Source organism: Gilliamella sp. Nev6-6 (assembly GCF_001690605.1).
Lineage (GTDB): Bacteria > Pseudomonadota > Gammaproteobacteria > Enterobacterales > Orbaceae > Gilliamella > Gilliamella apicola_C.
On the sequence record NZ_LZHP01000063.1, the window covers coordinates 1 to 2,064 of the forward strand.

At 41.2% G+C, this 2,064-nt stretch carries 1 protein-coding gene and 1 pseudogene; one reads left to right on the plus strand and one right to left on the minus strand.

What is annotated here, in order from left to right:
• Positions 1–987 (minus strand): RHS repeat domain-containing protein (locus A9G42_RS07435; RefSeq protein WP_143426127.1); only part of this gene is annotated, 987 nt, incomplete at its 3' end.
• A 227-nt stretch (positions 988–1,214) separates the two neighbouring features.
• On the opposite strand from A9G42_RS07435, the pseudogene A9G42_RS07440 reads away from it, so the two are divergent.
• Positions 1,215–2,064 (plus strand): annotated as a pseudogene (locus tag A9G42_RS07440) (IS256 family transposase); the annotation flags it as partial.

The following is a 2,064-nucleotide window of genomic DNA, read 5'->3' on the forward strand; positions in this document are numbered from 1 at the left end:
TAAGCGGTTAGCCTTGAGCTTGTTGCTGTGGGGGCAGGGTGCTTTGGGGGTGCCATGGGTTTTGGCAGTAGATGATGCGTGTTTTAATTCATCAAGTGGCTTTTCACTGCCCAGTAAGTTATCGGCCCCGTCGAAATAAAAGTGCTCATGATAGCCTTTATAGCTCAGCTCATCCGGTAACTGCCCTTGGCTATAAGGTTGGTGGCTAGCGCTACTGAGTCGGCTTTTTAAGTCGTGGGTAAAGGTTTTTACCCCTTTGTAGTTGTCGGTCATTTGGGTGAGCTCACCGGCAATATTATATTGGTAATGACGTTCAATCGGTTTATTCAGGCTGTCTTTGACCCTGACTTTTTGATTAAGCAATCGACCACGGCTATCAAATTGCTGATGACAATTGAGTTCGCCAAATCGCCCCATGCTACGGGCAATTTCATTGCCTTCCTGCCAGCGGTGGGTCGATAGTGTTTGACCGTTTAGGTCGATTTGGCTGACTTCATCACCTCGGTAATAGTGGGTTAAGATGTTACCATCAGGCAGGCGCATTCTAAATAAGCGTCCCGCTTGGTCATAATCAAAATATTGACTACTAAAGCCTTGGTGCTCTTGCGTGATGCGTCCACATTTGTCGTATTGCCATACCAGTGGCCATTTGCCATCGTCCACCTCATTGAGTCGACCAAATCCATCATAGTGGTAGGTGACCTTTTGCCCATCAGGCAATATACGGGCTGTTAACCGTCCGCAATGGTCACGCTCATAGGTGGTAATTAAGGCGGTGTCGTCTTGCCGAGTATCGCCGTATTCTGTTCGCTTGATTATCTGGTCATTAGCATCATAATCCCAAACGATATAGCGCCCATCAAACAGTTTTTCTGTTTTTACTTTGCCACTCGGCGTGTAATCAATATGATGATTGATGGCTTCGCTAAGTTGCCCTCGTTCATCATAGGTGTAGCGAATAATCGGCTCGGGCACAACATCACTCAAGGTAATATGCCGTTTTAGGCGAATTTCGGCTAGGCGATGGCTTCCTATAACAATTGCTCAAAAAGGTATTGATTTTATTTTTTTTAAAATAACAAAGCAAAAGGCGATTATTTTAATAATGAAGTGTAAACAATACGACGTTTTTCTACATATTAGAGACTGTTCAATATTCTGTGTCATTTCGGTAAACTATGTAGCAAAAAAGGAAATGACACATGTCCTAAGAATTTGATTTTGAAAAAGCATTAAAATTATTACAAAATGGTCAACCGCTAACGGGTAAAGATGGTATTTTAACGCCATTAATCAAGCAGCTAACAGAAGCGGCGTTATCGGCGGAATTAGATTCTCATTTAGCCAACGACATTACCCCTAATCGGCGTAATGGTAAGAGTTCAAAGACAATAAAAAGCTCATCAGGCAGTTTCGAACTTGATGCACCAAGAGATAGAAACGGTTCATTTGAACCTCAACTCATCAAAAAAAATCAGACAACATTAAACGATGAAATTGAACAAAAAATTCTCAGTATGTATGCGCTGGGGATGAGTTATAAAGATATCAGCCAGCATATTGAAGAGATTTATGCTTTTCGTCTTTCTCCTGCAACTTTAACCGCCATTACAGATAAAATCATTCCTGAGCTCAGATTATGGCAACAACGACCGCTAGAATCGCTTTATCCGTTTGTTTGGATGGATGCAATTCATTATAAAGTAAAAGAAGATGGGGTTTATCACAGCAAGGCTGTTTATACTGTACTTGCACTTAATTTAGCCGGAAAAAAGGAAGTATTAGGCTTGTATTTATCTGAAAACGAAGGGGCTCATTTTTGGTTATCGGTGTTGACCGATTTACAAAACCGAGGATTAAATGACATTTTAATTGCTTGTGTCGATGGATTAGTTGGCTTTCCTGAAGCGATTAATACTATTTACCCACAAACAGAGGTTCAACTTTGTGTTATTCATCAAATCCGCCATTCAATTAAGTATGTTGCCTCTAAACATCACAAAGCATTTATGAGCGATTTGAAACTTGTTTACAAGGCGGTCTCTCGTGAAGCAGCAATTGATG